At 63.1% G+C, this 21,812-nt stretch carries 25 protein-coding genes and 1 pseudogene; 10 read left to right on the plus strand and 16 right to left on the minus strand.

Annotated features, from left to right (window positions below):
• Positions 1-23 precede the first annotated feature (23 nt).
• Positions 24-1,517, minus strand: coding sequence for a carboxypeptidase M32 (locus HTIA_RS00845; protein ID WP_008528453.1), 1,494 nt, complete (start codon positions 1,515-1,517; stop codon positions 24-26).
• A gap of 1,727 nt (positions 1,518-3,244) precedes the next feature.
• Between HTIA_RS00845 and HTIA_RS00850 the strand changes: the two genes are divergently transcribed.
• Both HTIA_RS00850 and HTIA_RS00855 read left to right on the plus strand, forming a co-directional pair.
• The gene (locus HTIA_RS00850; RefSeq protein ID WP_008528451.1) at positions 3,245-3,646 is read left to right on the plus strand and encodes a DUF5805 domain-containing protein; all 402 of its coding nucleotides are present in this window, start codon (positions 3,245-3,247) and stop codon (positions 3,644-3,646) included.
• Positions 3,643-4,710, plus strand: coding sequence for a tyrosine-type recombinase/integrase (locus HTIA_RS00855; protein WP_008528450.1), 1,068 nt, complete (start codon positions 3,643-3,645; stop codon positions 4,708-4,710). The genes HTIA_RS00850 and HTIA_RS00855 overlap by 4 nt, the downstream gene beginning before the upstream one ends.
• A gap of 188 nt (positions 4,711-4,898) precedes the next feature.
• On the opposite strand, the gene HTIA_RS00860 is transcribed toward HTIA_RS00855, so the two are convergent.
• The 4 genes and pseudogenes from HTIA_RS00860 to HTIA_RS17335 form a co-directional block, all read right to left on the minus strand.
• Complete coding sequence (locus tag HTIA_RS00860; protein ID WP_008528448.1) at positions 4,899-5,729, minus strand: energy-coupling factor ABC transporter ATP-binding protein; 831 nt, start codon at positions 5,727-5,729, stop codon at positions 4,899-4,901.
• On the minus strand, positions 5,726-6,520 hold the full coding sequence (gene cbiQ / locus HTIA_RS00865) for a cobalt ECF transporter T component CbiQ (protein ID WP_008528447.1): 795 nt from the start codon (positions 6,518-6,520) through the stop codon (positions 5,726-5,728). Before cbiQ ends, HTIA_RS00860 begins: the two co-directional genes overlap by 4 nt.
• Positions 6,507-6,836, minus strand: coding sequence for a PDGLE domain-containing protein (locus HTIA_RS17380; RefSeq protein ID WP_394324557.1), 330 nt, complete (start codon positions 6,834-6,836; stop codon positions 6,507-6,509). Before HTIA_RS17380 ends, cbiQ begins: the two co-directional genes overlap by 14 nt.
• Positions 6,822-7,439 (minus strand): annotated as a pseudogene (locus tag HTIA_RS17335) (energy-coupling factor ABC transporter permease); the annotation flags it as partial. The pseudogene HTIA_RS17335 and the gene HTIA_RS17380, both read right to left, overlap by 15 nt.
• 106 nt (positions 7,440-7,545) lie before the next feature.
• Here HTIA_RS17335 and nikR point away from each other — a divergent pair.
• Entirely contained in the window at positions 7,546-8,022 is a 477-nt protein-coding gene (gene nikR, locus HTIA_RS00875; protein WP_008528444.1) for a nickel-responsive transcriptional regulator NikR, read from the plus strand.
• Between the two features lie 39 nt (positions 8,023-8,061).
• Here nikR and HTIA_RS00880 read toward each other — a convergent pair whose 3' ends face one another.
• Entirely contained in the window at positions 8,062-8,835 is a 774-nt protein-coding gene (locus HTIA_RS00880) for a TrmB family transcriptional regulator (protein WP_008528443.1), read from the minus strand.
• A 158-nt stretch (positions 8,836-8,993) separates the two neighbouring features.
• Between HTIA_RS00880 and HTIA_RS00885 the strand changes: the two genes are divergently transcribed.
• Positions 8,994-9,647: a hypothetical protein gene (locus HTIA_RS00885; protein WP_008528442.1), complete on the plus strand. Its 654-nt coding sequence runs from the start codon at positions 8,994-8,996 to the stop codon at positions 9,645-9,647.
• An 83-nt stretch (positions 9,648-9,730) separates the two neighbouring features.
• Here the strand turns inward: HTIA_RS00885 and HTIA_RS00890 are convergent, their stop codons facing one another.
• Both HTIA_RS00890 and HTIA_RS00895 read right to left on the minus strand, forming a co-directional pair.
• On the minus strand, positions 9,731-10,741 hold the full coding sequence (locus HTIA_RS00890) for an NAD(P)/FAD-dependent oxidoreductase (RefSeq protein ID WP_148290916.1): 1,011 nt from the start codon (positions 10,739-10,741) through the stop codon (positions 9,731-9,733).
• 269 nt (positions 10,742-11,010) lie between these two features.
• Positions 11,011-11,259 carry a hypothetical protein gene (locus tag HTIA_RS00895; protein WP_008528439.1) on the minus strand — a complete coding sequence of 83 codons (249 nt, stop codon included), beginning with the start codon at positions 11,257-11,259 and terminating at the stop codon, positions 11,011-11,013.
• Positions 11,260-11,410: 151 nt separating this feature from the next.
• On the opposite strand from HTIA_RS00895, the gene HTIA_RS15630 reads away from it, so the two are divergent.
• A protein-coding gene (locus tag HTIA_RS15630) for an IS1595-like element ISHti5 family transposase (protein WP_076612197.1) occupies positions 11,411-12,297 on the plus strand; the annotation gives its coding sequence in 2 pieces (ribosomal slippage) (positions 11,411-11,873 and positions 11,873-12,297; 888 coding nt in all).
• 161 nt (positions 12,298-12,458) lie between these two features.
• On the opposite strand, the gene nucS is transcribed toward HTIA_RS15630, so the two are convergent.
• Complete coding sequence (nucS, locus tag HTIA_RS00910; RefSeq protein WP_008525104.1) at positions 12,459-13,223, minus strand: endonuclease NucS; 765 nt, start codon at positions 13,221-13,223, stop codon at positions 12,459-12,461.
• A gap of 42 nt (positions 13,224-13,265) precedes the next feature.
• Entirely contained in the window at positions 13,266-13,748 is a 483-nt protein-coding gene (locus HTIA_RS00915) for a DUF6735 family protein (protein WP_008525103.1), read from the minus strand.
• 169 nt (positions 13,749-13,917) lie between these two features.
• Here HTIA_RS00915 and lysW point away from each other — a divergent pair, with 169 nt between their 5' ends.
• Positions 13,918-14,082: a lysine biosynthesis protein LysW gene (gene lysW, locus HTIA_RS00920; protein ID WP_008525102.1), complete on the plus strand. Its 165-nt coding sequence runs from the start codon at positions 13,918-13,920 to the stop codon at positions 14,080-14,082.
• A gap of 99 nt (positions 14,083-14,181) precedes the next feature.
• On the opposite strand, the gene HTIA_RS00925 is transcribed toward lysW, so the two are convergent.
• Positions 14,182-14,466 carry a hypothetical protein gene (locus tag HTIA_RS00925; RefSeq protein ID WP_021029421.1) on the minus strand — a complete coding sequence of 95 codons (285 nt, stop codon included), beginning with the start codon at positions 14,464-14,466 and terminating at the stop codon, positions 14,182-14,184.
• A 104-nt stretch (positions 14,467-14,570) separates the two neighbouring features.
• Here HTIA_RS00925 and HTIA_RS00930 point away from each other — a divergent pair, with 104 nt between their 5' ends.
• Both HTIA_RS00930 and aroC read left to right on the plus strand, forming a co-directional pair.
• Positions 14,571-14,777 carry a glycine zipper domain-containing protein gene (locus HTIA_RS00930; protein WP_008525100.1) on the plus strand — a complete coding sequence of 69 codons (207 nt, stop codon included), beginning with the start codon at positions 14,571-14,573 and terminating at the stop codon, positions 14,775-14,777.
• Between the two features lie 61 nt (positions 14,778-14,838).
• Positions 14,839-16,038: a chorismate synthase gene (gene aroC / locus HTIA_RS00935; protein WP_008525099.1), complete on the plus strand. Its 1,200-nt coding sequence runs from the start codon at positions 14,839-14,841 to the stop codon at positions 16,036-16,038.
• 9 nt (positions 16,039-16,047) lie between these two features.
• On the opposite strand, the gene HTIA_RS00940 is transcribed toward aroC, so the two are convergent.
• Complete coding sequence (locus tag HTIA_RS00940) at positions 16,048-16,257, minus strand: hypothetical protein (RefSeq protein WP_020935919.1); 210 nt, start codon at positions 16,255-16,257, stop codon at positions 16,048-16,050.
• 99 nt (positions 16,258-16,356) lie between these two features.
• Between HTIA_RS00940 and HTIA_RS00945 the strand changes: the two genes are divergently transcribed.
• Positions 16,357-16,989, plus strand: coding sequence for a uracil-DNA glycosylase (locus HTIA_RS00945; RefSeq protein WP_008525097.1), 633 nt, complete (start codon positions 16,357-16,359; stop codon positions 16,987-16,989).
• 43 nt (positions 16,990-17,032) lie between these two features.
• On the opposite strand, the gene HTIA_RS00950 is transcribed toward HTIA_RS00945, so the two are convergent.
• On the minus strand, positions 17,033-17,461 hold the full coding sequence (locus HTIA_RS00950; protein ID WP_008525096.1) for a CBS domain-containing protein: 429 nt from the start codon (positions 17,459-17,461) through the stop codon (positions 17,033-17,035).
• A 133-nt stretch (positions 17,462-17,594) separates the two neighbouring features.
• Between HTIA_RS00950 and HTIA_RS00955 the strand changes: the two genes are divergently transcribed.
• Entirely contained in the window at positions 17,595-18,335 is a 741-nt protein-coding gene (locus HTIA_RS00955; RefSeq protein ID WP_008525095.1) for a hypothetical protein, read from the plus strand.
• Between the two features lie 12 nt (positions 18,336-18,347).
• Here HTIA_RS00955 and HTIA_RS00960 read toward each other — a convergent pair whose 3' ends face one another.
• The 3 genes from HTIA_RS00960 to panB all read right to left on the minus strand — a co-directional run bounded on the left by HTIA_RS00960 (position 18,348) and on the right by panB (position 21,775).
• Positions 18,348-20,612, minus strand: coding sequence for a CDC48 family AAA ATPase (locus tag HTIA_RS00960; protein WP_008525094.1), 2,265 nt, complete (start codon positions 20,610-20,612; stop codon positions 18,348-18,350).
• Positions 20,609-20,836: a DUF7127 family protein gene (locus tag HTIA_RS00965; protein WP_008525093.1), complete on the minus strand. Its 228-nt coding sequence runs from the start codon at positions 20,834-20,836 to the stop codon at positions 20,609-20,611. The genes HTIA_RS00960 and HTIA_RS00965 overlap by 4 nt, the downstream gene beginning before the upstream one ends.
• Positions 20,837-20,968: 132 nt before the next feature.
• Positions 20,969-21,775 carry a 3-methyl-2-oxobutanoate hydroxymethyltransferase gene (gene panB / locus HTIA_RS00970; RefSeq protein WP_008525092.1) on the minus strand — a complete coding sequence of 269 codons (807 nt, stop codon included), beginning with the start codon at positions 21,773-21,775 and terminating at the stop codon, positions 20,969-20,971.
• Positions 21,776-21,812 lie beyond the last annotated feature (37 nt).

Here is a 21,812-nt window from a genome sequence, read left to right on the forward strand (position 1 = left end):
TAGGTCCCAGTTCAGCAGTTGACTCAGAGATCGTATAGGCCACGGTATTTCTCGGTGACGTACGCGAGGAAGTGATCGGCGCTGAAGGATTCGCCGGTCGCCTCCTCGACGAGGTCGTCGGTCGTGTATCGTTTCCCGTGGCGATGGACGTTCTCGGTGAGCCACTCGTGAAGGTCGTCGAACTCGCCGTCTCGAACGGCGTCGTCGATAGGTCCGATCTCGGACTCGGCAGCGTCGTACAGTTGCGCCGCCAGGACGCTACCCAGTGTGTACGTCGGGAAATATCCGAACGTTCCGTTCGTCCAGTGGATGTCCTGGAGACAGCCTTCGGCGTCGGATTCTGGACGGATTCCGAGGTACTCCTCCATCTTGTCGTTCCAGACTGCCGGCACCTCGCTGACGTCGAGATCGCCCGCGATCAGGTCGCGTTCGATCTCGAAGCGCACGAGGATGTGCATGTGATAGGTGAGCTCGTCAGCCTCGACGCGAATCAGGTTGTCGTCGTAGACTCGGTTGGCTGCACCGTATGCCTCGTCGGCGCTCACGTCGACCCCGAGGTGGTTCTCGACGGTCGGCGTGAAGTACTCCCAGAAGGCTTTCGAGCGACCGACGTGGTTCTCCCAGAGGCGCGACTGGGATTCGTGGACCGTCAGATCTCGAGCGTCACCCAGCGGGGTCCCGTACTCGTCATCCGGCAGTCCGAGGGCGTACGTCGCGTGGCCGAACTCGTGGATCGTCGAGGACAGCGAGTCGAGGGGCTTTGCTTCGTCGAAGCGGGTAGTGATTCGGGCGTCGAACTGCGTGCCGGACGTGAACGGATGGGTCGACGTGTCCAACCGCCCGCGACCCCAGTCGAATCCGAGGTCGTCCAGTGCCGCCCGGACCAGTTCCTCCTGGTCGTCGACGTCGAACGTCCCCTCGAAGGGGTGGGGTTGGGGTACGTCGCTATCGGCGATGTCGTCGATCAACGGGACGAGCTCTTCCCGGAGGCGTCCGAGGATCCGTTCGGCGGTGTCTAACCCGAGGTAGGGCTCGAATTCCTCGAAGAGTACTTCGTAGGGGTCCCGGTCGGGGTCGATAGCTTCGGCGTATTCCCGACGTAACTCAACCAGTTCCTCGAGAACCGGTGCGTAAGCCTCGAAGTCGTCTTCCTCGCGGGCCTGCTCCCAGACTGGTAATGCCTCGCTCGTCGTCTCGGAGATCTGTTCGACCAGATCACGTGGCACCTTCCGCGCTCGCTCGTGTTCACGCCGAACCTCGCGGACAACCGCTCGCTGTGCGGGATCGAGTGACCCCTCGTCGACATCTGCGAGATAGCCCGCCAGGTCGTCGTCGGTCAGCAGGTCGTGATGGAGCGTCGACAGGGCGGACTGCTGTTTCGAGCGTGCCGGCGTCCCGCCTTCCGGCATCATCACCTGCTGGTCCCACTGGAGCAAGCCGCCGGCGTCCGCGACGTAGTTGAGTTGCGTGACGTGTTCGAGGAGGGTATCATAGACAGGGGGTGTCTCGGCTGACATACGCCAGTGTTTGACTGGCGCTGGCAAAGACCCGGCGGTTCGAACTCCTCTCTGGCGAGCAATCGATCTGCTGGTACAGGTTGAGTTGACCAGGGAATCTGAACATTCGCCGATCGTAACGGCCGATAACACGCTGACGCTGTTGAAGAAGGAAACCGAGATCGGATAGCGGGAATATATGCCTGCGGTAGCGCGGGGTCTGAGTGGCTACACTACCCGTGGCCTCGGTAACACTCCAAATAAGTAACTAATTTAACAAGAAGTCCGTTCAAAAAGTGTTCTGAACCACTCATCGATTCGGCTAAGACACCCATCACACCCCTACTAATCCCGCTGTAGTCGCAACTCTCCTACCGCAGAGTTAGTATACCGGAATATGGTTTATGGGTATGGTGCGAAACGAGTCGTTCGCCCGAAGCTCTGATTCTGTATCGAGCGTTCCTGAGAGTTTCCTGACCAGCGCTTGCTCGGTACCTGGCAGTCATGGCCTGTGGCACAAACTCTAGCGGTGGCCAGTCGCCCAGCACAGAGCTGTCTTGGACTGGCAACGAGAGTCCTGTGGACGTGATCCGAAATCCGCCGCCCAATCGCGCAGGCGACCTCCCCAGAGTCTTTTATTTACGTACCCCGGGCCGTCGGGTAGCTATCATTTTTCGTCGTGAATCCCTACCCGGGATAGGACGGACTGCCTCACGCCTTCCTAATACTGCCGGCTGTAAGTTCGTAAAGATATTCGCCACACCGGGGTGGCGAATTCCTTCAGTCTGTTACAGCCGGCAGTATAAATCGCTGAACAGAGTTCCCTGTGGCACTCGTCGATCGGCTCTCGATCGCGCGTGATGAGCAGTGTCGCGAGCAAAACGGTTCAAATCGAGTCGGTTAGAGCTCAGTCGGGCCAACCACCCGGCTTGCCCAATTCACGGAGCGAACACCACACGGCGAAGAAATCACGAGGCTTCCGAGACACCGCTATTCTATCGAGTATAGATCATTTCCTCGGAGAGGATGGCCTCCCGACAGGGGCAAGACACCCAGGAGTATCGAATATATATTCAGTACCGGTGGGTATCCAACAGCAGTTTGCACAAAACAGCGCGTCGTCGGTACACTACCAGCCGCTGTTGGTGAACGGACCGCCTGTTCGGAATTACATCTGGGGGCTCCTGGAAGGCGGTGTGTAGGTACCCAGGTTGCAGTTGCGAACAGCAAGCGGTCTGGGTGGCCCCGGAGGGGCGGTGACGGCGCTGCTCGAGCGGTCGTATTCTCGTTGCGGGGCACGAAGTGACTTGTGAATCGATGACAAAAGAGTGCCGTTCTTTCGAACCAGAGTGTCCGCTCACGAGTCACCGGTCCGTTCGCGCGTGCCGGCGCTACTGCGCCTCGGGAGTTGCGTCGGCTGTCGTCTCTGAGCACCCCCTCTGACTCCTATTCCGGGGGTACACACCACTTGTGGAGCTGGGTTTTCGACGGCTTACCCCCAGGGGCTAGCCGGCGAAAGGACCGGTCTCTCAATCCAACCGATTACAGCGGCTGGCAGACACTTCACGAGCCAATTCCGAGGTGATATTTTTATCAGTATATGTGGGACCAATATTCTACGAAGTGGTGCTACCTTTCAAGGATAATCTGTGTATTTCGGCGATTTACCAGTGCTATAAAGACAGATAACTCTCCTTATCTGGGTTAGTAGGGATACTTTGAAGAACGGGTGGCTCGAACCCCTACCCATGCCGGACGAAGAGCCGATGTCTCGAACAGCTGTCAAGACGTACGTCCCGGCCTATCAAAAAGAAGCCTGGCAGTCACATGCGGACGAACTCGATATGAGTCAAAGCGAGTTCGTCAGGACGATGGTCCAGGCCGGCAGGCGTCAGTACACTGCAGATGAGGGCACACACGAGTCGCCACAGTCCACTTCTGGGGACAACCGTTCACCGGACGAACACGGTCTGGCAGACCGCGTCCGACAGCAGTTGTCAAGTGAGGACGCACTGACGTGGGACGAGTTGGTCGCCGCCCTGACCGACGACGTCGAGTCCCGACTCGAGGAAGCGCTCGATGAACTCCAGGCGGACAACGTCGTGAAGTACAGCGGCCGTGACGGCGGATACATACTCCTCGAACCATGAGTGCCGGCACTGATATTCCTGAAGCGGTCGAAGACCCGATAGAGTACTTTCTGACGGACATTACCTATCAGGGCAAAAGCGAGCGGACCAGAGACGCCTACGAACGTGTTCTCCGGGACTTCGAGACGTCACTGTCTGGGGCCGAAACCGGCGAACAACCACTCGCAGACGCCACACATCGTGACTGTATGGCGTGGATTCACGACCAGCGTGGCGGACTCTCTGAAAGCACTGTCGCGACGTATGCGTCCTATCTTCACCGGTTTTATGCCTATATGGTCCAGATCGGGGTCTTCGACTCGAACCCGATGGCGATCGTCGTCGAGGAGATGGACGAGCGCATCGACGCTGATCCGGCACGCCGTGACGTTTCCGTCCCGGAAATGCGGCAATTCGTCTCCGGGATCCGCCATCCGTTGGACAGAGCGGCAATCGTCACGCTATTGAAGACCGGGATGCGAGTCGGTGAACTGTGTAATCTGGATCAGCGTGATCTCCATCTGATCGACGATCCACGCGAAGACGTGACGGTACGACCGAGTCTCGATGGCCGGCCGAACTCGTTGTTCGTCGCAAGCGAGCCCGCACGCGGTTCGACGGTCAACGGCGAGGAACGGACAGCCTCGAACAAGCGCCGTCGAGACACGGTCATACCGGTCGACGACGACCTGGCCGAGACGCTGCAAGCCTGGCTCGACGTGCGTCCTGATCCCGTCTCGTCGGCCCGGCCACTGTTTAGTAGTACGTCGGACAACTGGGGGCGTCGACTCACGCCGGATGCTGTTCGGCATATCGTGACAACGCACGCGAGCGAGGCGGGGTGGTACGACAACGGTGGGGGGGTCGAAGAGAACGTCACACCCCATTACTTCCGGCACTTCTTTACGACGCACCTCAGGGATCGCACTGGCGATCGCGGCATCGTCAAGTACCTCCGCGGAGACGTCGCCCAAGACATCATCGACACCTATACCCACGACTGGGGCGATCGGGTTCGCGAGGTATACGAAACTCACATTTACGAACTGCCGGTGGCTGAATATCGTTCTACGTGCGGTGTGTAAACTTTATTTCGCTATATAGAGATTGGATGGCGCTGTCGAGATATCGAACCAGAGTCAGCGTGAATTGGGCAAACCCGACTGCGTCGACGCTCGAAGGCCCGTCGTCGAACTCGTCGCGGCCGAACGTCCGTCTTCGAGTAGAATCTGGACGACGCGGCCGTTCTTGAGAGGTACTGAGACGGAAACGGCTACTGCTCGTCGGTCATCTCATCGGACTCCGCACTGAACGCCCTAAGCTTCTCGACGGCATCCTCGACCGAAAGCGGTGGATCGTCGGAACCCGCTCGCTGGAAGGTGGAGACGAGCCTGGGCGGCGAGACACCGACGTCTCGAAGAGTGGTGCCGTCAGTGAGGACGTCACGGACTGGGCCATCACGGGCGATCGAGCCCGCGCGATCTAGCAGGACGACGCGATCGGCGACCCGAGGGACAAGATCGGCGCTCGGCGTTGACACGACAACCGTTGTTCCTGCCTCGTTACGCCGGTCGAGCGCGTCGAAGATCGTTTCGCGGTGGCCGGCGTCGACGTCCGCGACGGGTTCGTCCAGCAGAAGCAGGTCGGGTTCGACGGCGAGGGCGGCAGCCAGCGCGGCCCGGCGCTGTTCCCCACCGCTCAGCCGGAACGGCGGCTTATCGACCAGCCCGTCGAGATCGAACTCGGCTGTGAGGTCCGCGATTCGTGCCTCGGCGTCGGCGCGATCGACATCGAGCTGTGCGGGACCATATTCCAGATCCTCCCTGACTGTCGCGTTGAAGAGGTAGTCGGCCGGCGCTTGCGGGCAGTGAGCGATGCGATCCCGAAGCGCGTCGGCCGGATCGTCGGTCTCGAAGTACGTGACATCGCCGCTGGCTGGCTCGCGCAGGCCGGCAAGCAGCGACAGCAGCGTGCTCTTGCCCGCGCCGTTCGGACCGAGAATCGCCACGCGCTCGCCGGCTTCGATCGTCAATTCGATTCCGTCGAGCGCGGTGGTCCCGTCAGGATACGCGAACTGGAGATCGCGAGCGTCGAGTGCGTTCACGCCAGTAACACCCCCGCGGTACCGGTCCCGAAGACGACGAACGCGAACGCGGCGTCGGCGAAGCCGATGGCGTGCTGGTGGGCGTAGACTCGCCCGCTCGTTCCGCCACGCGAGCGGGCCGACCGACCGACGCGCTCGCCGCGATCCAGCGCCCGCAGGAGGAACGTTCCGAGCAGCGATCCGGCTTCCCGCCAGGATTCGCCGAGTGTGGCCCGACGGACCCGCCGACTCCGACGCGCCAGAACCAGCCGCGAGAGTTCCTCGAAGACGACAAGCAAGTACCGATAGGTTATCGAGAGCAGCGTCACGGCTGTCCGTGGCGCGCGAAGCGACCTGAGTGCACTCAAAAGCGACGTGAATCGCGTCGTCGACAGCAGCAGGCCGAGCAGCGAGACGCTCGCGCCGACGCGGAGGGCGAACGTCGCCACGTAGGTCCCACCGGGGACGCTCACTGGCCCGAGCAGCGTTGGGCCGGAGATGAGAACGGCCTGTGGCGCGACGATCAGCAGAGCGATCGCGGTCGGAACGGCCGTCCGGAGACCGTGGACCGCAAGGGAAACGCGCGAGAGGGCCGCAAGCACGATCGTCACTGCGAGAACGGCTGCCGGTGGGCTCGGCGTCTCGAAGGTGACGGTGACGACCAGCAGCGCGACGATGCCGAGGAGCTTCACGACGGGGTGGACCGCCTGGAGCCAACCGTCCCGACTGGCGACGCGCTCGTCACGGAGGAGCCCTCGAGTCCGGTCGGTCAGCGTGCCGGCCGACCGGCCGATCGGATCAGCGCGGTTCACGATCAGTAGTCAGTGGACGACCGACGAGCCAGCCGACCGCCAGCACGAGCCCCGCGCCGACGAAGCCGGACACCAGCGTCCCGAGATATGGATCGACGCCGGCGATCCCGTAGTCCGGGAGAAGGCCCGGCAACGTCGTCACGGCGTGAGCGGTCGCACCGGTCGTCTCCGCGGCGTGTTCGAGTGGCTCGGTGTAGTTCACTCGCTGGGCACTCCAGGCGAACGCCGGCGAGAGGACGGTCAGGCCGGCGACGACTGCCGTCCCGCGACGGAGGAGTCGACCGCCATCGATCGACGGCGTCCGATCGGCCAGCAGGTCGGGTCGGGCCTCGGCGACGAACTCGTAGGCCAGCAGCGTGATCGCGCCCTCGGCGACTCCGAGCAGGACGTGCCAGGCCCCCATGATTGCGAGGACGGTGGTCAACTCGTAGGCGAAGGCCTCCGAGACGCCGACCATGACCGCGACGGCCAGGGCTGCCGCCGAGATGCCCGCCCACCCAGCGGCAAAGACCGCTGCACGCTCGTGATACGGGCGGAGGACGCGGAAGACGCCGTAGCCGACGTACACCTCGACGACTGCCATCGCGAAGACGTTCCCGCCGAGCACGACGATTCCGCCGTCGCCGAAGACCAGCGCCTGGATCGCGACGACGGCCGTCATGGCGAGTGCTGCGAGGTGCGGTCCGAGCAGGATCGCGGCGAACGCACCGCCGACGAAGTGGACGCTCGTCCCACCGGGGATCGGAAGGTTCAACAGCTGTGCGGCGAAGATGGCGGCCGCAGTCACGCCCAGCAGCGGCGCGCGTGGCCCGTCGAGCGCGCCCGCCGAGCGCCGGGCCGCGAGCGTCAGGACAACGAGAGACCCAAAGGCGGCCACTGCGGCGACCCACAGGTCGAGGAACCCGTCCAAAATGTGCATCGATAGGAGAGGGTAGACCGCCCCCGATAATAATACGTTTCGGAGTTCCCGTAATACTGGGAACGCGAGTTGCAAGGCTGATATGGCCACCGGTCCAACCGCCGGTATGGCCGAGGACCTCGACCGGGTGAGTCTGACCCTGCCACCCGCGATGACCGACCAGCTCGACGGGATCGTCGAGGACTGGAACTACGCGAGCCGATCGGAGGCTGTCAGAGATTCCCTGCGGGATTTCTTCACGACCTACGAGTGGGAGCGCGGCGACGAGACCCGCCACTACGGGACGATCGTCATCGCTCACGAACACGATCACGACAGCGATGTGGCCGGTCGCCTCCAGACGATCCAACACGAGTACGCCGACGTCGTCACTTCCGTCCAGCACATCCACCTCTCGGAGGATCGGTGTATGGAGACGCTGGTCGTGGATGGGACCGCGGGCCAGATCGACGAACTCGCCAATCGCTTGCGAGCCGTGGGCGGCGTCAAGCAAGTGAAGGTCGTCGTGGTCGGTGGGGGCGATTCCAGGGCAGACGAACACGATCACGCAGGTGAACAGAACAAGCACCGCCACGAACACTGAGACCGCCTCGGCTGGACAAATCGGTTCCAGCGGCTGTTTTCAGGGGGGTGCATCCCCGGATTGCCGCTGTCGACCGGACTCCATCCCGGATTGCATGAATTGCGCGAGAATGCGCCCGATGCTGGATTCGGCCGTCCAGAGCGCTTCTTCCTCGACGCTTCCGTCGTCAGTCGCCACCGCGAGCAGAATCGTCGCCCCGTCGACCAGCAGCGCCCGTCCGGCGAAGTCAGCCGGGTTGTCCTCACCCATGACGATCACGTCGAGGGGATCGTCTGCGAAACGCTCATCGAGTTTCGGTTCGGCAGTGACGAGCGTGACCGAAACGCCACCTGACGCCTGCTCGGTCAACGTGTCGGCGATCTCCGTGGTGAGCGATGTCGCTTCGGGCGCGACGAATACCGCCGTGTCCTGGGCCGTTTCGAGCAGTCCAGCGATGCGTTCGTCGATGGGCGTTCGGCCACGCACCGTCGAAACACCGCGCTCCCGCCGGTCGGTGGCGGCCTCGTCCTGCAACGCGTCGAGATTCTCGAAGGCCCGCTCGCGCTCACGCTCGATTCGCGCCGAGAGTTGCTCGCGGGCTGCCGCGAGGCTCACTGGCCGGTACGTCTTCGGCGACGATTCGGTCACCTCGACCAGCCCCCGTTCGGCGAGGTCGTCGGCCGCTCCGTAGACCTGCGAGCGCGGGACCTCGGACACCTCGCTGATCGTCTCCGCCGTTCCCGAGCCCAACCGCTGGAGTGCGACGAACACCCGCGCCTCGTAGTTCGACAGCCCGAGTTGCTCGAGGGCTCCGACCGCATCCTGGGTACTCATAGTGTCTGGCGGTCTCCACTCTGAATTCGAGTGAGCGATACATGAATCGCGTGGTTCGGGGTCACTCTCGACGGCTCGTACGGCGAGCCGTTGCACCCGCACTTGCCGACGAGGTTTTCCAGTAGGTTTAAAGATATATACGCGTGATAGTATTGAATATGACAGACGAAACCGACACAGACGAGCAGGCATACGAACGACATCAACGCCAAGTCAGTGAGTCCGTCGACGGCGGGGGATGTGCGGAGACCTGGGAGACCCTCTCAGAACAACGTCGACCGGACGAAGACGCTACCCAGCAAGACACCGATATTGAGGAAATCCTCCTCGATCTCGACTGTCTCCAGTTCAGCGAAGACGGTGAAGACTTCGAACTCGAACCGTCGTTTCGGCATGCCTGGCAGTCGGCGATCGACGACCTCGGAGAGAACCTCGACGCAGTCATCGCTGACGTCTTCACCGTGGACGGGACAATCGAGATCGAAACGACCGAGGGAGCCGTCCACGTTCGTCACGACGAGAGATTACTCGGTCAGTGGGTCTCACATCCTGCACTGATCGCTGACCTTGCAGCCTGCCACGTCTTCGCCCATCGAGACGACGATTGGGCCGAGCGTGCGCCCGCCGAGCGAAGCCGCTTCGCCGGGAGCGCGCGGCTCTATCTGGATTTCTGCCCGGACTGCGGTGGTGACGCGTCCTTCGATACGGACGTCGTCTCCTCGTGCTGTCACGACTACGAGGTCGCGACCGTCTCCTGTGAGGGGTGCGACGTGACGCTGTTCGAACTGCCGGTGGCGAGGAACTCTGCCTGACTTTCAGAGACAGTCGGTCGCCGGCACGGTCTATCGTGCTCACCGTCGGTAGTGGTCGACTATCGAGATACGTCTTCCCCGGATCACCGATCGCGTGCCAGTCGACGCCCCGCGTCCAGCCCCGTCTCCAGCGCCGCGTGGGTCCGGCCAGTGCCCGCGAACCAGTCTCCCGCGAGGCCAAGGTCGTGTTCGAGGGCGTACTCGAACAACGCCGGATTGACGCGGTCGCCGGGGAGTGCGCGGATGAATCGCTCGTGATCCCACCAATCGGGGTCTGCCAGGCGGTCGTCGCCGAGCAGTGTCGCTGCGTAGGAACTCGCGGCGTCGGCTGCTTCCCCGGGTGTCGCGTCCGGTCGCCCGGCCGCCCAGGCGGGGCTCAACTGGACGATCAGGATCTCTTCGCCGTCGGGGACGTGGCCGGGCTTGCACGATTCTCTGGAGAGCCAGCCCACGGCGTGTTCCGTGTCAGTGTTGACCAGCGCGTAGTACGGGACGTCGATGTCGAAGGGGTAGTGCAGCGCGACCGAGTCGATCGTCCGGTAAGACTGGCGTTTCCGGGCCGCTACCAGGTCGTCCCGGAAATCGGCCGTCCAGTCCGCACCCGCGAAGAGGTCCCAGGTAGGAGGGGTCACGACGAGTGCGTCACACGCGACGTCGTCGCCGTCGGCAGTGACCCGCCAGCCGTCTTCCGTGCGGGCGAGGTGTTCGACCGGGGTATGTTCGTGAACCGTCGCGCCACTGGCATCGAGAAACGCTTGGACGACCTGGTCGATGCCGTCACGGCCGGAGAATTTGACCCCCTGGTTCGGCCGTCCCTCTTCGATCGCTCCCGACTCGTCGAAGATCCAGACGTCGCCGGTCGTCTCGGCGAGGTCGTCACCGACGACCGACCGAAAGCGTTCCTCGACGCGATCGTTCGGCGGATCGACGTAGTTCGCGCCGTAGTCGTAGACACACCCGTCACGGTGGCCCGAAACCATTCGGCCGCCGACGGTGTCGGCCTCGAGGAGCGTCACGTCGGCCGCGTCACGCAGGGCATGGGCGGCCCCCGCCCCGGCGATGCCGGCTCCGACAATGCAGACGTTCGGCGTCACGCTCGGAAACATGGTCGCCAGCGGCTAAAGGGGTTGGCCCTGGTAATTCTGCACTGACCTACCACGCTGAGACGTGAGAAAACACTCGAAAGAGACGTGTGACTATCGGTATCAGATCGTGAGTAGGGCCGTGGTGCTGTTTACCTCGTAGCTAAGCTCGCGATGTTAACGGGTGATACGGACAGTTGTAATTCGTTACCGCCCTGGGGATACCAGATGACGGGGCTCGGGGGGCGATCGGACGAGTATTCCATACATGCCGAAAAGAGTTACCACTGTCCGTATGAGGCATCGTCGACGTACCCGGTGAGTGCGTTGGCCATCGCATCTCGTTCGTTGCCCAAGAGTACGAGCCAGTTGAGGTTCTTGAGATCGGACCCGATATAGAGGTCCGGGGCAGGCGCAGGCTCGGGATCGGTAACCGGCTGGGGAGCCGACCCCTCGGCACCCCGACCGAGCGATGCCAGTGAATTCACTCCGGAGAGCCCGGCGATCGAAGCGGCAGTCGTTTTCAGCACCGTTCGTCTACTCGTTCCGCGGGACAAATTTGTTCAGATATTCTGAACAACCAAACGGATTATTTTTATATTAGGGAGACTCAATATATAGTCAGATCGCTCATCTGTAGCAGTGAATACTTTGTGAGTGGAGTTCGTAGCTGACTCCAAGATGGTAAGCAGAGAGAGCGTGGATGAGGTCTTTCTGCCTGACAAAGATGATTGTCTAGAGTATCTCCGTGAACAGCGATGGCCAGAAGAGGTAATGTGTCCGCACTGCGAGAGTGCGGACACGATCAAGAAGGGGACGACGAGAAAGGGTGCTCAACGCTATCGCTGTCACAACTGTGATAGTATTTTCAACGATCTTACCGAGACCATATTTGCCGAGCACAAGCTTTCACTCCCGGAGATGTTCCATATCATTCGAGGGATGGAAGAGGACAAAACATCACAGATAACTCAGGAACTTGACCGAACATACAAGACGGTCTTGGACTTCGTCCATGAAGTCCAAGACGCTCTTGACGACGATCCAGAGTTTGATCTCACTGGTGTTTGCGAAGCTGACGAGGTCTACGTCGTGGCTGGTGAGAAAGGTACCAAGCAGGCGAGTCCGCGCTCGCGCGGACTCAAAAAAAGGGACGCGGAACGTTCGAGTCAGACAAACCGCCAGTCGTGACACTCGTCCGTCGCTCCGACGGACGAGTTCGGTTCCTCGTTCGTGAAGATCTCGAAGATGTAGACGAGGACATCGTCGAATACGGCGATGAAGACGATCCGGCGATCCTCTGCACCGATCAGTACAGCATCTACGACGGTATCGACGAGTACGACGAGATTGATGGCCATCTCGCCATCAATCACGACGAACACTACGTCGTCGGTGATGCTCACACGAACAGCTGTGAGAACCGCCATAGCTTCCTTCGCAACTGGTTGCGAAGGTTCCGAGGCGTCTCAAAACACCACTTACAGGGCTATTTGAACTTCTTCAGTCTCACACTCAACACAGATCGCTGGTTCGAGAAAATCCTAAGTACTGACTTCTACAGATGAGCGTAGTCAGATACCATATTCGTATCGCAGACTCGCATTACCACCTCGCTATTGTGAACTGATCGTTTGGAAATATGTTCTCAATATATAGTTTCCGTTCCGGCCCGTCGCAATCCGCGACAGAACTGCCTCAGCACGCAGCGTTTTCTCTCCAGACCCCCTCACTCGCCCGGTGTTGGCTCCAGGGCAATGAACTCGTGACCGTTCTCTGCCAGGAGTTCCTGCGCCCGGTCGGTCGCTGACGGAGCGACCAGGATCCCGCGGATCTCCCGGTCGGCGTGGAGATCACGGGTCAGTGCGTCGACGTAGCGATCGAGCTGCCCGACCGCGTCCGGCCCGACGCGCCGTCGTTTGAGTTCCACGACGACGGCCCGCCCGTCGCTGTCTTCGCCGTAGATGTCGATCGCGCCGGCGGGCGTCGATCGCTCGGTCACAAGCGGCTCGAACCCGGACTCGATCAGTTCGGGCTCGGCAAGGATGCGCTCGCGGAGGTCTTCTTCCGTCCCCGACAGCGAGAGGTCCTCGGGGTCGGTGACGTCGACGGTCGCGACGTACGCGAGCGACTCGAAAGCGACCTCCAGATGCTCCTCGGGACCCGTCCGGTGACTTTCGATCCACAGTCGCCCGTCCTCCAGCCCGACCTCGTGGGTCGACCCCGGGGGTTGCCAGTTGACCGGCTGGTGGCCTTCGTCGGTGTGGACCAGGGCCGTCCCGTCGGGCTTGAGGATGAGCAGGCGATCGCCGGGGCCGAGTGAACTCGTGGCGCGCCCGTCGTACTCGACGCTACACCGTCCGAAGACGGTCACCATGTCACCACGGTCGATAGCACGCTCGACGCGTTTGCGGGCGCGCTCGGCTGTGGGATCGACCAGCGGCCCGGTAGCGCCCTCGACGCTCGTCGCGTCACTGTCTCCCCGTTCTGTCACACGGACTTGTAGCCAGGCCGGTCACAAAAGGCCCGCGAGTCGTTAGCCATCCGTCGAGGGGGTGCCATCGATCAGTTTTCGGTCGCCGGCCCGTCGGTCGAGGGCTTCGAGTAACGCTGCTCGCGCGTCCGCCACCGAGCACTCACCGGCCACCACGGCGTCGGCGACCGACCGCTTCGCGCCCCGGAACCAGCGCCGCAACGCCGAGGCCTCCCCCGCCCGGACCGCGAGGAGTGCGCCGTCGCCACGGGGATCCGGGAGTGGCTCACCCAACAGATGCTCGACGGCCAGCCAGCACGCCAGATGCGCCGTCCACACGCCGTCGGCGTGATAGTAGACGCCCTCGTAGTGAGCGAAGTCGAGCGATTCGGCGACAGCTCGGAGGGACGTCGTCTCGGACGGCGAGGACGGCAGGGATCGCCGACCGCGGGGCGGTTCGGTCTGGTCGTCCCGCCAGATCGTCTCCCACTGTCGCACCCCGTTTGCCTCGGCGACGACGAGAGCGCGGTGACTCAGCGTCGCCACCCCCGGCGATCGTCGCTTCTGGAGTGGTCGTCGCTCATACCGGCCGTGGTCCGCTTCCGGTATTTGAAGGGGCGGAAACAGCGTCAGCGACAGTCCGCCCCGTCTCCGAGTCGTCGACAGCGCGGCGAACCAATTCCTTCAAGTTACCCGCGGGCGTCGAGTGATCTGTATGACAGACTGTCCGGAATGCGGGGCGGAGGTCTCCCTGCACGACGACGTCGAAGTCGGAGAGATCGTCGACTGTGCCACCTGCGGCGCGGAACTCGAAATCGTCGCGGTCGATCCCGCGACGCTCGAGCCCGCGCCCGAACTCGAAGAGGACTGGGGCGAATAACGCCGGGATATTTTCACAGTAGCTGACGATTCGAATCTCCACTGACTGATCCGACAGCGAGAATCTCCAGTGACTAGCCCGACAGCGATCGTCTCGCGCTCAGGCGTCGTCGGACGCGGGGGCGTCGACCGCGACTTCGGGTTCGTCAGTCTCCTCGCTGTCACGTTCGAGCAACAGCCCCGTGAGTCCTGCGGCGACCATGCCGACGCCGGCGGCCCGCATCGCGTCGACGTACCACGGCTTGGGCTCGAGTTCCGCGGCGTTCTCGAAGCCACACAGCGAGAGTCGCGTCGAGAGGTTGATAAGTTGTTTCGGCAGGAGCGCGGCGAGCAGTCCCTGCAGAGCGATCCATCCGTATCCGATGGTGCGGAAAAGTCCGAGCATCATCTATTGTTGGGGCCGAATCCACCTCAACCTGTGGGTGCACTGCAGGGTTCGAAGTCCGGACCTACGACACTGTTATCCGGCCCCCGCTCGTAACCTGTAACATGGGAACTCGAATCAAGAAAGCGATGAGCCGTGCGAAGCTCGCAGCGATCGGCGGCGCGTTCGGTGGCGCGGTCGGCGGACTCGTGAGTCGGGAAGCAGCCAGCACCGGGGCCGGCATCGGCGCGCTCGTCGGGGCGACTGTGGGCGAAAAGCGCGTCGACCTGGGTGACGTCGCCGAGAAAGTCACGAACCGATCCGGCGAGTAGCGACGGGACGAGAGCCCCGGCATCTCAAAACCTAAATGCGCCCGCGCCTACGACCGGGACAATGAACGGTAACAGCTTCGGTCGGCTTTTTCAGGTGACCACGTACGGAGAGTCACACGGCGAGGCGATGGGGTGTACGGTCTCGGGTGTCCCGGCAGGCGTCGAGTTGGACGAAGGCGACATTCAGCGCGACCTCGACCGGCGCAAGCCCGGCCAGTCGATGATCACGACCTCGCGGGACGAACCCGACGCCGTCACGATCAACTCCGGGCTCCAGGACGGCTACACGACGGGCACGCCGATCGGGATGGTCATCCAGAACAAGGACTCGCGCTCTGGCAAGTACGAACCGTTCGTGACCGCGCCCCGGCCCTCCCACGGCGATTTCACCTATTCCGCCAAGTTCGGCACGCGCAACTGGGGCGGCGGTGGCCGATCGTCGGCCCGAGAGACGGTCAACTGGGTCGCTGCGGGTGCTATCGCAAAGCAGGTCCTCGACCAGAGCGAGTACGACGTCCGGATCAAGGCCCACGTCAATCAGATCGGCGACGTCCGAGCGCCCGAGGTCTCCTTCGAGGAGATGCTCGAACACACCGAAGAGAACGACATCCGGTGTGCCCACCCCGAAACGGCCGAGGAGATGCGCGATCTCGCCGAACAGTACCAGCAAGAGGGCGATTCAGTCGGGGGGTCTGTCTACTTCGAGGCCCGTGGCGTCCCGCGAGGGCTGGGTGCGCCGCGTTTCGACTCTATTCCGTCGCGGCTAGGCCAGCTCATCTACTCGATCCCGGCGGTCAACGACTTCGAGTACGGCGTGGGGCGGGACGCCCGGACGATGGCCGGCAGCGAGTACAACGAAGATTGGGAATTCGACGAGAACGGTGATCCGACGCCGGTCGGCAACGACCACGGCGGGGTCCAGGGTGGGATCACGACCGGCGATCCGATCTACGGCGAGATTACCTGGCATCCGCCCGTCTCGATCCCGAAAGCCCAGGAGACTGTCGACTGGGAGACCGGCGAGCGAAAGGAGATCCAGGTCGTCGGTCGCCACGACCCCGTGCTTCCGCCGCGCGCAGTTCCTGTCGTCGAAGCGCTGCTTTACAGTACGGTGCTCGACTTCATGTTGCTTTCCGGGCGAATCAACCCCGACCGCCTCGACGACCGCCCCGGCGAGTACGACACCGACTATCACCCCTCGAGTCCGGTCAACGACCCCGAAGATGCGGACACGCAGGCCGAGACGATCGGCGACGAGTGACAGCGGCGATCACTCGCTCGATGCGTCCTCGCCGAGTACGGACCCGTCCAGGGAGCGCCACCGCCGGATTGCACACACCAGCGCGTCCAATCCGACGACGGCGACGCCAATAATTCCGACCAACTCCAGCGTCGGATACTGAACGAAGACGTCGGTGAACTGCTGGACGAGCACGAACGCGAGCAGATACACCAGTCGACCGTAGCGACGGATATGCATATCCAGGGCTACGGTCGGGCGGGCCAAGAACGTGTGGGCTGAGTCGACGCCTTCGCCGCGACCGCGCGCGTTTTGAGTCGCCCACCCCATCCAGCAGGTATGAGCCCGGACCTCCCGGATCCACGGAACCCCTACAGCATGGACGAGGACTGTCAGAACTGTCCGGCACTGGTCGAATCACGGACCCAGGTCGTCCACGGCTACGGTGACCCGACGGCGGATATCGCCGTTCTCGGCACCGCTCCGACGGCCAGTGCCGATCGAACCGGGATCCCCTTCACCGGCGACGAGACTGGCGAAGTGATCCAGGCACTCCTCGGTGACCTCGGACTCAGTGACTCACCACCGGACAGTACCGAACCTGCACTGAGCGAGGTCTATCTCACGTACGTCACGCGCTGCCATCACCCTGAACGCGGGGCAACCGACGAGGAGCGACACAACTGCGAGGGGTATCGTACGGCAGAACTCCGACGGATCAACCCGGAACTCATCGTCGCCGTGGGCCAGGGTGCCCTGGACGCGTTGGCTTTCGAGTACACGACCCGAAGTGCCGACGATCTGGACGTCACGGTCGAGCACGCGACGACGATCCAGGGCCGGGGCTTCGAAATCCTCCCGATGATCGAACCGGCTGACGCTTCTGAATCCCAGTTGGCTACCTTCCGCGAACACGTCGCCGACGAACTCGACCGCGATTACCGACAGACGAAGGGCCAGCGCCGGAAGTAGGGGGTGGAGAGGAGAGATCAGCAGTGGGCGATTTTGGCCACGATCAGTCGAGTTCCCACTCCTCGGGTGCGCTCGATAGCTCGCCGACCTCGGCACGGATGTCAGACAGTCGCCAGACGATATCGGTCAAGGTGACGATTCCGACAAGCGAGAGGTCTTCCATCACCGGCACTTTCTTGATGTCGTTGTCAGCCATTTTCCGGGCGACCCACTGGACGGTCGCCGAAGGACTCGTCGTGATGACCGGTCGGTGAGCCAGGTCCATCACGCGGGTCTCGCGAAACGGCTCACCAGACCGATAGCCAGCTTTGAGCGCGTCGGTTTCAGTCACGATCCCGACCGGGTTCCCTTCGTCGCTGACCACGACGACCGAACCCACTTCGTATTCGAGTAGCTCCCCGACCGCGTCCCGGAGTGACGCGTCGCGATCGACGGTGATCACGTCCGTCGACATGACGTCCTTGACTAACATGGGCCCGTTCGACCTACGAACGGCGGGACTATAATGGTGGTTGTTACCATGATTCGTGGTGTTACGACTCCACGAGCGCACGCGAGCGGTACAAAACGGCGAATACAAAGGTGGGTGTCACCCATCTTCGGCTATGCCTATCGTCGTCGTTCGCGCCGACGCACCGATTCCCGGCAACGTCCTCCCCCGACTCGTCGAGGGCACACCACTGACCGCGAGTGACGCGGCCGACCTCTATCAGAGCGCGCTCCGTGACGTGAGCGAGGCCGTCGCCGGCAGCGGGGCGGACCTGCTCGTGACCTATCGCGAGCGAGCGGACCGCGACGAAGACGTCGAAACACTCGTCAAAGAGGCCGTCACGCCGGCACTCGCGTCTCCCGACGCAGTACGTTTCGAACCCGAAGTCGGCTCGTCGCCGGCCGCCCGGATCGGCAACACGGTCACACACTTGCTCGAATCAGAAGGAGTGGCCTCCGTCGCGATTCTCGATCCCACGGCGGTGCTCGCCGCACGCCCCCGACTCGATCAGGCGTCGATGCAACTGCGACGGAACGACCTCGTCCTCGGACCGGCGGCGAACGGCGAATTCTTCTATGCGGGGTTCAGCGAACCGATCGACTTCGGCGGGATCGACGGTCGTCCGGACCTCGAGACGCTCGTCGAGCGAGCGAACGACGCGGATCTCGCCATCACTACCGTCGAGATGGCACCGACGTTGCGAACGCCGGCCCAACTCCAGTCTGGGCTCCCAATTCTCCGAACACGTCGGAAAGCCGGCGACCCCGTTCCCGTCCGGACGGTCGCACGGCTCGAAGAACTGGGTCTCCGGGCGGTCGAAAACGAGAACGGCGATAGTCGTTTCGAGCAGGCCTGAAACCGGCGCAGCTTACTGGAAGGTCTTGCCGACTTCGGGCTCGTCGAGTTCGTTCTCGCGCTTGTCGAAGCGCTGTTCGATCTCCTCGTAGCGATCACGGGTCTCCTCGTCGACGCTCGGGCCGACCTCTTCGAGGGCCGTCTCGAAGTGACTCTCGTCGATCAGGACGTTCCCGACGCTGTCGTCGACTTCTTCGGGATCGACGCTCCGGATGAACTCCCGGGTGGCTGCCATCGCCGCCTCGCGGGCGACGGCCTCCAGATCGGCACCGACGTAGCCGTCGGTCCGGGCTGCGATGTCGTCGAGGTCGACGCCCTCGGCCAGCGGCTTGTCACGGGTGTGCACTTCGAGGATCTTCCGGCGGGCTTCCTCGTCGGGCACGGGCACGTGGATGTGCCGGTCGAGTCGACCTGGCCGGAGCAAGGCGGCGTCGATGAGGTCAGGACGGTTCGTCGTCGCGACCACGACGACGTCTTCCAGATCTTCGAGCCCGTCGAGTTCGGTCAGGAGTTGGGAGACGACGCGTTCGCCGACGCCCGAGTCGCCCATGTTCGTCCCGCGTTCGCCGGCGATCGAGTCGATCTCGTCGAAGAACACCACCGTGGGAGCGTTCTCGCGAGCCTTCGAGAAGACCTCGCGGACGCCCTTCTCGGACTCGCCGACGTACTTGTTCAGCAACTCGGGGCCCTTCACGGAGATGAAGTTGCTCTGGGCCTCGTTGGCGACGGCCTTCGCCAGCAGGGTCTTGCCTGTGCCGGGCGGGCCATACAGCAGGACGCCCTTGGCGGACTCCATGTCCATCTGTTCGAAGACCTGGGGGTACTCCAGGGGCCACTGGATGGTTTCCCTGAGGCGTTCGTTAGTGTCTTCGAGCCCGCCGACGTCCGCCCAGGAGACGTCAGGGACTTCGACGAAGACTTCCCGGAGCGCGGAGGGTTCGATGCCCTTCAGCGCCGCTTTGAAGTCGTCTCCGGTGATCTCCAGGTTCTCGAGGATCTCGGCGTCGATCTCGTCGGCTTCGAGGTCGATCTCCGGACGGATACGCCGGAGCGCATTCATCGCGCTCTCCTTTGCGAGTTGTTCGATGTCCGCCCCGACGAAGCCGTGGGTGCGTTCGGCGTACTCGTCGATGTCGATCTCGTCGTTCAGTGGCATCCCGCGGGTGTGGACCTGCAGGACTTCCTTGCGCCCTTTCTTGTCGGGGACGCCGATCTCGATCTCGCGGTCGAAGCGACCACCCCGCCGCAGGGCAGGATCGAGCGCGTCCAGGCGGTTGGTCGCACCGATGACGATCACGTCGCCGCGCTCTTCGAGACCGTCCATCAGGCTGAGGAGTTGGGCGACGACGCGGCGCTCGACGTCGCCGCTCGTGTCGTCACGTTTGGGCGCGATGGAGTCGATCTCGTCGATGAAGACGATCGCCGGGGCGTTCTCCTCGGCTTCGTCGAACATCTCCCGCAACTGCTCTTCGCTCTCGCCGTAGTACTTCGACATGATCTCCGGCCCCGAGATCGTCGTAAAGTAGGCGTCGATCTCGTTGGCGACGGCTTTCGCCATCAGGGTCTTGCCGGTGCCCGGCGGCCCGTGCAGGAGGACACCTTTCGGCGGCTCGATGCCGAGCTGGTTGAACAGCTCGGGGTGGCGCATCGGCAACTCGATCATCTCCCGGACCTGCTCGAGTTCGTCGTCGAGCCCACCGATGTCCTCGTAGGTCACGTCGGGCGTCTGGCGGGCATCCTCTGGAGTCTCGCCGGTGATCTGTTCGGCGGGCTGTTGGCTGACTTCGATCTCGGTCTGGTCGGTGACGACGACCGTCCCCTCGGGGTCGGTCTCGGCGATCTTCAGCGGGATCTTCTGGCCCCCGACGCTCGAAACCGGCCCGAGCCCCAACGAGAAGGGCACGGTCTGGCCGGTCGTGACGGCCTGGCCGGAGAGCTTGTTCCGGACGTGCGGGCCGATATTTCCGCGAACCCGGAGATTCTGTGGGAGTGCGACCGAGATCGAGCGGGCGGGCTTGACGTCGGCCTTCTCGACGTCGATGCGGTCGTCGATGCCGACGTCGGCCTCCTGGCGCAACTGGCCGTCGATCCGGACGACGCCGTCGCCGGTGTCCTCGGGATAGCCGGGCCAGACCCGGGCGACTGCCCGGCCCTCGCGGCCCTCCAGGACGACGTAGTCGCCGTTTTCCAGGCCCAGTTCGTCCATCGCCGCCCGGTCGATCGCGGCGAGTCCGCGGCCGGCGTCCTTCTGCTTGAGTGGCTTGACAGTGAGTTTCATCGTTTCACCTCAATGGTAAGAACGCCGTTGGTGATAAAGGCTGTCACGGCCTCGCCGTCAGGGAGGGAAAGATCGTACTGGGTGTCTCCAGTCACAACGATGGCCGTATCGCCGACGACGTCGACCTCGCCGTCGTCGCCGATGTCGGCCGCGAACGTCGTCGCGTCCTCGTAGTCGAACCGGCGGATCGCCGCGTCGCCGACCGTCTGCTGTTCGAGTCTCATGCTAACTTCGAGTTAGCTCTAGTAGTATATAAATCTATCGCTAAAATGCCCCGCACGTGGCGCTATTTCGGTACTAAAGTTGAAAAGCGGTTCACACCGTGACGCTGATCGTCGGGGGCTCGCCGAGCGGCGTCACTCGAGGTCGAGGTCGTCGGCCACGTGGCTGTGGTCGTCGGCCGGGAACGAACCGTCCTCGACGGCCCCGACGTAGTCGTCGAGTGCGTCGGCATAGGCTTCCCGGACGTCGCCGAAGGCCTCGGCGAACGGCGGAGCCGATTCGGTGAGGCCAACGGCGTCGTCGACGACCAGCACCTGGCCGTCACAGTCGGGGCCGGCACCGATTCCGATGGTCGGAATCGAGAGGTCGTCAGTCACGGTCGCCGCGAGGTTCGCGGGGACGTGTTCGAGCACGAGCGAGAACGCGCCGGCCTCCTCGTGGGCGCGGGCGAGGTCCCGGATCTCCTCGGCTGCCTCCTGAGAGGTCCCCTGGCGGGCGTAGCCCAGTCGGTTGATGTGCTGGGGGGTCAGCCCCAGGTGGGCCATGACTGGAATCCCGAGATCGACCAGTCGCTCGGTCAACTCGACGGTGTGGGGGCCGCTCTCGATCTTGACCGCGTTCGCGCCGGCTTCCTTGAGCAAGCGACCCGCGTGTTCGATCGAATCGCCGCGGTCCGCACCGATACTCAAGAAGGGGAGGTCGGCGACGACCAGCGCCTCGTCGGTCCCGCGGACGACCGCGCCCGTGTGGCTCACCATCTGGTCCATCGTCACCGGAAGCGTCGAATCGTGGCCCAGGACGGCGTTGCCGAGACTGTCACCGACCAAGATTACGTCGACGCCGCTCGCTTCGACCAGTTCGGCTGTCGTCGCGTCGTAGGCCGTCAGCATCGTGATCGGGTCCTCGCCGGCCATTGCACGGACGTCTCTCACCGTGGTCATGCGTCGTAGTCAGTGCCGAGGCGGTATTACGCCTTCG

The organism is Halorhabdus tiamatea SARL4B, assembly GCF_000470655.1.
Taxonomy (GTDB): domain Archaea; phylum Halobacteriota; class Halobacteria; order Halobacteriales; family Haloarculaceae; genus Halorhabdus; species Halorhabdus tiamatea.